Annotated in this window: 9 protein-coding genes and 1 pseudogene; 2 read left to right on the forward strand and 8 right to left on the reverse strand. The window is 33.6% G+C overall.

Annotated features, from left to right (window positions below; translation table 11 throughout):
* Positions 1–652: 652 nt before the first annotated feature.
* Both PQ474_RS10400 and PQ474_RS26595 read right to left on the reverse strand, forming a co-directional pair.
* Entirely contained in the window at positions 653–1,153 is a 501-nt protein-coding gene (locus PQ474_RS10400; RefSeq protein ID WP_273842872.1) for a sulfite exporter TauE/SafE family protein, read from the reverse strand.
* A gap of 374 nt (positions 1,154–1,527) precedes the next feature.
* A pseudogene (locus PQ474_RS26595) lies at positions 1,528–1,713 on the reverse strand (TauD/TfdA family dioxygenase); the annotation flags it as partial.
* Positions 1,714–2,322: 609 nt separating this feature from the next.
* On the opposite strand from PQ474_RS26595, the gene PQ474_RS10405 reads away from it, so the two are divergent.
* Together PQ474_RS10405 and PQ474_RS10410 are read left to right on the forward strand one after the other, a co-directional pair.
* On the forward strand, positions 2,323–2,661 hold the full coding sequence (locus PQ474_RS10405) for a DUF192 domain-containing protein (protein WP_273842702.1): 339 nt from the start codon (positions 2,323–2,325) through the stop codon (positions 2,659–2,661).
* Between the two features lie 6 nt (positions 2,662–2,667).
* Complete coding sequence (locus PQ474_RS10410; RefSeq protein ID WP_273842705.1) at positions 2,668–3,390, forward strand: DUF7847 domain-containing protein; 723 nt, start codon at positions 2,668–2,670, stop codon at positions 3,388–3,390.
* Positions 3,391–3,424: 34 nt separating this feature from the next.
* On the opposite strand, the gene PQ474_RS10415 is transcribed toward PQ474_RS10410, so the two are convergent.
* The 6 genes from PQ474_RS10415 to PQ474_RS10440 form a co-directional block, all read right to left on the reverse strand.
* Positions 3,425–3,835, reverse strand: coding sequence for a Tad domain-containing protein (locus tag PQ474_RS10415; protein WP_273842708.1), 411 nt, complete (start codon positions 3,833–3,835; stop codon positions 3,425–3,427).
* 10 nt (positions 3,836–3,845) lie between these two features.
* The gene (locus PQ474_RS10420) at positions 3,846–4,262 is read right to left on the reverse strand and encodes a TadE/TadG family type IV pilus assembly protein (protein ID WP_273842710.1); all 417 of its coding nucleotides are present in this window, start codon (positions 4,260–4,262) and stop codon (positions 3,846–3,848) included.
* Positions 4,250–4,762: an A24 family peptidase gene (locus tag PQ474_RS10425; protein WP_273842712.1), complete on the reverse strand. Its 513-nt coding sequence runs from the start codon at positions 4,760–4,762 to the stop codon at positions 4,250–4,252. Before PQ474_RS10425 ends, PQ474_RS10420 begins: the two co-directional genes overlap by 13 nt.
* A gap of 8 nt (positions 4,763–4,770) precedes the next feature.
* Positions 4,771–4,941 carry a Flp family type IVb pilin gene (locus PQ474_RS10430; protein ID WP_273842714.1) on the reverse strand — a complete coding sequence of 57 codons (171 nt, stop codon included), beginning with the start codon at positions 4,939–4,941 and terminating at the stop codon, positions 4,771–4,773.
* Between the two features lie 12 nt (positions 4,942–4,953).
* Positions 4,954–5,505 (reverse strand): SLAP domain-containing protein, encoded by a 552-nt coding sequence (locus tag PQ474_RS10435; protein ID WP_273842716.1) that lies wholly within the window; start codon positions 5,503–5,505, stop codon positions 4,954–4,956.
* Between the two features lie 59 nt (positions 5,506–5,564).
* On the reverse strand, positions 5,565–6,000 hold a 436-nt coding region (locus PQ474_RS10440), incomplete at its 5' end, for a hypothetical protein (RefSeq protein ID WP_273842719.1).

Raw genomic sequence — 6,000 nt, forward strand, 5'->3', positions numbered from 1 at the left:
TTTAGTACATAACCGTGACCGTTTTCAATCGTTTTTTTCTCTTACGCAGACCAAATAGGATAGCGCTTTCAATAAGTAAGCTAAAAGTAAACTTATCCTCTTCTTGATTGATTATGACTGTATTTGATTGATTATGATTGTATTACACCGTTGAAATACTGTCAACATCTAGTCTAAATGGAAATATTTATACTGATATTATATAAAGTTCACACTTTTATTGAATTCTGACCTTATAATGATTAGATTTTTGTAGTCTTATAGCCATATATTCATATTCTTTATACATTAATAAAACTATTTAATATATTATTTAAATAGTTTACAGTGAAAATTTAATTTTTTTGAAAAATTTTTTTTATTTGAATCCACCACTAGTGTTGCATAAAAGAAGCTATTTAAAATCTGATCATTCTGTCACTTGTTCATCCTAGTAAATAAGCTAAAAAGACAACACCAAGTGAAAGGTGGCACTGTCTATTTGGTAAAATTATAGAATTACACTTGGAAGACAACGACTTTTTCTCTTTTACGGAATCCCGCTAAGAACAATGTTGTTTCCCTTTCACTTTTGTCTGTCGACGCCCATAGTAGTCTATTTTCATTTTAACAAAAAATAGGAAAATCCCACCTGGTTAGGTGGGATAAAAAATTATACAAAAAGATTGTGAAGAAAATATTTATAAACAAGAGAAATAAATAAGATTGATAAAGAAGCAATAAGAGTTGTCCTTATTATGGTATCCCCTTGTTTAACTGCTAGTTTACTTCCTAAATAATTACCAAGGATATTACCTAAAATCATTGGTATCCCTTTTAATAATAAGATATGTCCACCTATTATAAAATCAACCAAAGCACCAATATTGGAAGCAAAATTAAAAATTTTCGATGTAGCTGAAGCTTCAAGCAACGTCAATTTTACAACATAGTGAAATAATATAATCATTAAGCTTCCAGTACCAGGTCCAAAAAACCCATCATAAAATCCTGCAAAAAAACACACTAATAGTGTAATAAATACGGCAAATTTACCTGTAGGCATCTTAGCGTTACAATTACCTTTTCTTTTAGGTAATATAGTTAAAATTAACCCTATTGGGAATAAAAACACAATAAGTTTTCCAACTAATTCCTCATCAAGAAATAGAATAAGTTCTGCCCTACATAAGCTCCTATAATAGCAGTTATAATACCATAACTAGCAATCTTCCAGACGATTTTTTTATCTTTCATGTAATTCCTGATTGCTGCCGTTGTTCCAATTGTTCCAACTAATTTCTCTTGTCCAAGAGCTGTTTGCGCTGGAAAACCTGCTAAATGAAGGAGGGAACCATAATTAATCCTCCCTCTCCTGCAATGCTGTCAATAAACCCAGCTACAAAACAAGCAAAGAATAATATGACTATCAATATTATTCCACCTTCAAGTATCTCACTCATTGAAGTTACTAACTTTTCCTAAAATCTGTAAATAATTAAGCATTTAGTACGTAAGGTATCCCATTTTGAACAGGAATCCCTCTCTTTAAACTTCAATACCAAATAGTCTTATCATCCATCTATCAATACCATTAAAATTAGGTGTGAATCCTTCTCTCGAATGGAGAGTTTTTTGATTACGAAAAATAACATAATCACCAGGAGACAAAGAAAATTTATTAATGTTATTTCCACTATCAATAATAGATTGGAATTCTTTTAATGCAGCTCTAGCTGACTCATTATTCCCCTCAACATTATGTTTATCGCATCTAGAATATTAGTATTTTTTGGAAATTATTTTACTTCTTCCGCTTACACAAATTATTCCATTTGAACAAATTGCAGCGAGTCCGGGGTTACGAATTTTAGCTGGTATTATGACTATACATATTCCATTGTTAGTCACTCTACTAATTATACAAAGGTTTAAGCTAGTAATAAAGATTCCTTTATTAAAATAAAAGAATATTATAAAAAAGGTGCCAAAACTAATTTTCTTATTAGTTTGGCACCTTTTTTAAGGTTGTAAGTGCCACTTTCTAAATCACCTTCAAAATAATCATTGTCCAGCTTTGACCGTATATCTTATGCCTTTTTGAGTTGACTATTAAATATCTTTAAATCTGCTATAAATACTTCATATGATATGCTTGACACATACGTTGTTCAAGCTTTGAAAACATCTATCTTTATGCATAAAAACAAAAAGATCCAAACATCATTTGCTGGATAATTGTTTGTATTTCTACCCTATTTTTCTGCTAACCAATATTTCAAATTCCAAATATTGATAAATACAGTCCTTGATAATATAATATTATAAAGGAGCTATATAATAATGAAGTGTTATGTGAATGAAGCCGTAATAAGTGAAAAAGTAAGTGTAGCAGCAACTATGTTTTCAAGAGCAAAAGGACTACTAGGAAAAAAAGAGTTACCGCAAAATGAAAGCATACTACTTACCCCATGTAACCAAGTACATACTTACTTTATGCTATTCACAATTGACTGTGTTTTTTTAGATAGTAATGACAAGGTGATTCATCTAATAGAACGTCTAAAGCCATGGAGTGTTTCTAGTCGTATTCCTAAAGCAACAGATGTACTAGAACTACCTGAGGGTTCTATTTCTAAGTTTTCCATATACAAAAATCAATATTTATCTTTTAAGGATTGATAGCCTATGAGAATAGAAGAAAATGATTTCGAACCAAAAAAACTGTTTCCTTTAATTAGTGAAGGGTTTTCCAGGTTTATAAAGTTATTTCTAGTCACTGTCCCGTTTCTTCTTCTTTTATTTACTATACAGTACTTAGGTTTTGAATATCTAAAGGATATTTATTTAGAGAATGCTTATGTAACAAGTCTTTTACCGATTTTTCAATTCTTTTTTGATACGCTATCAGCAGCCGTTTTCTTAGCGTTTATTGGGTTTATTCTTACGTCTTCTGTTCAAAGTGCTTGGAAAGTCCTGTTTAGAAGCATAGCTAAAGTTGGGCCGATTTTAGGCTTACTAGTCTTAAGTTCAGTAATGTACTTTCTGCTCGTTACAATTGGTAGCCTCTTTTTTATCATTCCAGGTTTTTTATTTTTAGTATGGTTTTATTTTTATCCGATTACGCTTGCTATGGAAAGGTTGAGTTTACTAGAATCTTTTAAAAGAAGTAAACAGTTAGTGGCTGGATGTTTTTGGAAAGTAGTTGGGCTGCTAGTGACATTCTATGTAGTAAGGTATATCCTTTATCTTACGGTATCAACCCTTCAACCTTACGAGTACGTATCTTATATGGTAGCTAGCTTACTAACAATATCAGCAGAGTGCATTTGTATTTTCCTTCTATATTTAAATCAACGATCGGAAAAAGAAGCTATCACCTATAAAACATACCTAAAAGAAGTAATATAAAAATCGGATAATCCTTCCACATGAATGGAATGGACTATCCGATTTTTGTTTTGGAACTTGCATATACCGTTACTTCATGAAAACCAAACATTTTCATGAAAAATAGCTTTGTAACACTAGCTCCTTCCACCTCCACCCTATTACCGTTTACAACAAACTTGGTTAGAGTTGCCTGAGGCATATTGGCATGTAAATAGGTTTGAGCTAAAAAGAAAGCCTCTGATTCTATGAGAACTGGAATTCCCTCTTCCTCCCATAGCTCCCTATCATAAGAATCAAGAGCTGCCCAGGATGCAGAATCAACTGCTCCTGCGAGTCTTGTTTTATCAACAGCTATCATTCCCACATCAATCAATAGTCCACCTAGTGCAATAATGACAGGAATTAAAAAAAGAGTAAAAATGAATACACTACCGTTTTCTTCCCTTACTTTCTGTTTCCACATGCTATTACTCCTATAAAATAAGATAAGAGGATGTAAAGTTAATATCTACTGAATGATTACTAAATAGACTGCGAATAAGAGGCAACGGAATATAATAGGTGTAAGAAACTTTTACCTTTATTTCGTTTCCTACTTGCGTGATAGTAACCGTACGGTCCTCCCCGGTTAACCCATTGCTAACAACTGTAAGTGCTGTGTTACGAATTTTTTCATCCTTTTCATATAGAGTTAAGGAGCTATCATCATAAATGGCACCACCTACTCTGGCAGCTTGGGATGCAGCAAGAACAACCACTGTTTTAGCATAAATAATTGAACCGAGTACAAGAACACCTGTTATGAGTAAAACAAAGACTGGTAGAATAATGGCAAATTCTGTAACAGATTGTCCTTTCTCCTCTGATTTAAGCTTTCTTAATACAGCCATGTTGTTATCACCGTCCCAATGAAAATTGCCACACCGTATGGAATAGAATCAGTAGAATGTTCCTTTACCCCTTTTAAGAAATTCTCTAAATCTTTTAAAATAATCGCAAAGAACAACCCTTTTATGAGCTTAATAGGATAGGTGGGGTGCACTTTTATTGCTAGTGATAAGGATGCTAGCACACCCCCTACAATCATGACTGTTATACCATTAAATACAATCATAGATGATCCAATCCAACTTCCAATGCCCATCATTAGTTTTACATCTCCCGCCCCTAACGTTCCAAAAGCATAGGGGAGAAAAAATAATAGAAAAGCGAGTACTATTCCTAGTAAACTAAATCCTGCTCCGATATAGGAGCCTTGAATAAAACTAAAGCAAACCCCTGCAATCATTAATGGAAAAGTGATAAAATTAGGGATTTTTCTTTGTTTAATATCGATTGCTGCTACTATAGCTAATACAATAAGTAGGATAACTTGTTGAGTATATTCCATACCGTTTCTTATAATGCATCTTTGATTTTTGTAAACGTTTCTACTAATTTATCCTTTAACGCAACTAAAACAGTAATACACGCTACCGCAATGATCCCGATAATTAATCCATATTCACTTAACGATTGGCCTTCTTCTTCTTTTAAAAACTGTAAAGCCTTCTCTTTTAATTTTGTCATGTTATTTTCCTCCTAAAATTTTATCGTTGCATTGTATCCTATAGTAAAGTCGTAATCATTCTTTTTCACAAACTTCGGTTCAAAGTCATAGCGCATCGCTCTTACTTCTCCAGGTTTCAAAGTTCCTAGGCCTTCTGGCTGGAGATAAAAATCTGCTGTTGCAATGGTCTCCCCAGTTGTACTGGTAATCGTGTAGGTCATATCAGCTAGATCTACTGCATCCACCTCAAACTCTGTACCATTTCGTACGAAAAACATCGTATGTAATACGCCACCGTCCCCATATTGAGCTGCTAGTGGAATTACATCGATTACTCCGGCTTCAATGGTAGGGTGTTCTTCCATGGAAGAGTTTAACAGTTTCTTTGCTTCTGGTCTTTTAAGCGGTTCCTGGTCCTCTAAAACCACTAAGTAGGCTTCAACAGGCTCTTTATTTGTGGAATTTTCAATTTTCTGCTGCAACTTTAAATTAGTGGTATCTGATGCTGTTTCCTGTCCATTACTACAACCAGTTACGGCCAGTAAGCCAACAATGACTATAAAAAGATTAACGTATTTCTTCATGAAGTACTTCTCCTTTCAAAGTAAAGGACAAAAGCTGTCCTTTACCTGGTACGAAAAACTTAACGAAGCTTTGGCTTTTTGAAAAAGCTAGAAACTCCCTTTGAAACATTGCTAACTGCTTTTTTCGCACTGCTCGTAACAGAGCTATATGTTTTTTTCGCTGTTGTTTTAGCTGTAGTAACTGTTTTTTTCGCTGTTGTTTTCACCGTGCTTGCAGTTTTTTTAGCATAATTGTATGATTTAGTGGCTGTAGTCTTTACAGCACTTGACACTTTTTTGACAGAGCTACTTGCTTTTTGGGACACTGTTTTCTTGGCAGTTGACAGCGTCTTTTGTGCAGCGGTAACTGTTTTCTTAGCAGTATTTTTTACAGAACTTGTTACTTTTTTTGCTGCAGCTACTGTTTTCTTAGCAGCGCTTTTTACAGAACTTGTTACTTTTTTTGCTGCAGCTACTGTTTTCTTAGCAGCGCTTTTTACAGAACTTGTTACTTTT

This window comes from Halalkalibacter alkalisediminis (assembly GCF_028610705.1).
GTDB lineage: Bacteria > Bacillota > Bacilli > Bacillales > Bacillaceae_D > Halalkalibacter > Halalkalibacter alkalisediminis.

Coding starts and splice junctions, on each gene's coding strand:
- PQ474_RS10405 (WP_273842702.1), top strand. CDS start 2,323: ATGAAGTGTTATGTGAATGAAGCCGTAATAAGTGAAAAAGTAAGTGTA.
- PQ474_RS10410 (WP_273842705.1), top strand. CDS start 2,668: ATGAGAATAGAAGAAAATGATTTCGAACCAAAAAAACTGTTTCCTTTA.
- PQ474_RS10425 (WP_273842712.1), bottom strand. CDS start 4,762: ATGGAATATACTCAACAAGTTATCCTACTTATTGTATTAGCTATAGTA.
- PQ474_RS10415 (WP_273842708.1), bottom strand. CDS start 3,835: ATGTGGAAACAGAAAGTAAGGGAAGAAAACGGTAGTGTATTCATTTTT.
- PQ474_RS10435 (WP_273842716.1), bottom strand. CDS start 5,505: ATGAAGAAATACGTTAATCTTTTTATAGTCATTGTTGGCTTACTGGCC.
- PQ474_RS10430 (WP_273842714.1), bottom strand. CDS start 4,941: ATGACAAAATTAAAAGAGAAGGCTTTACAGTTTTTAAAAGAAGAAGAA.
- PQ474_RS10420 (WP_273842710.1), bottom strand. CDS start 4,262: ATGGCTGTATTAAGAAAGCTTAAATCAGAGGAGAAAGGACAATCTGTT.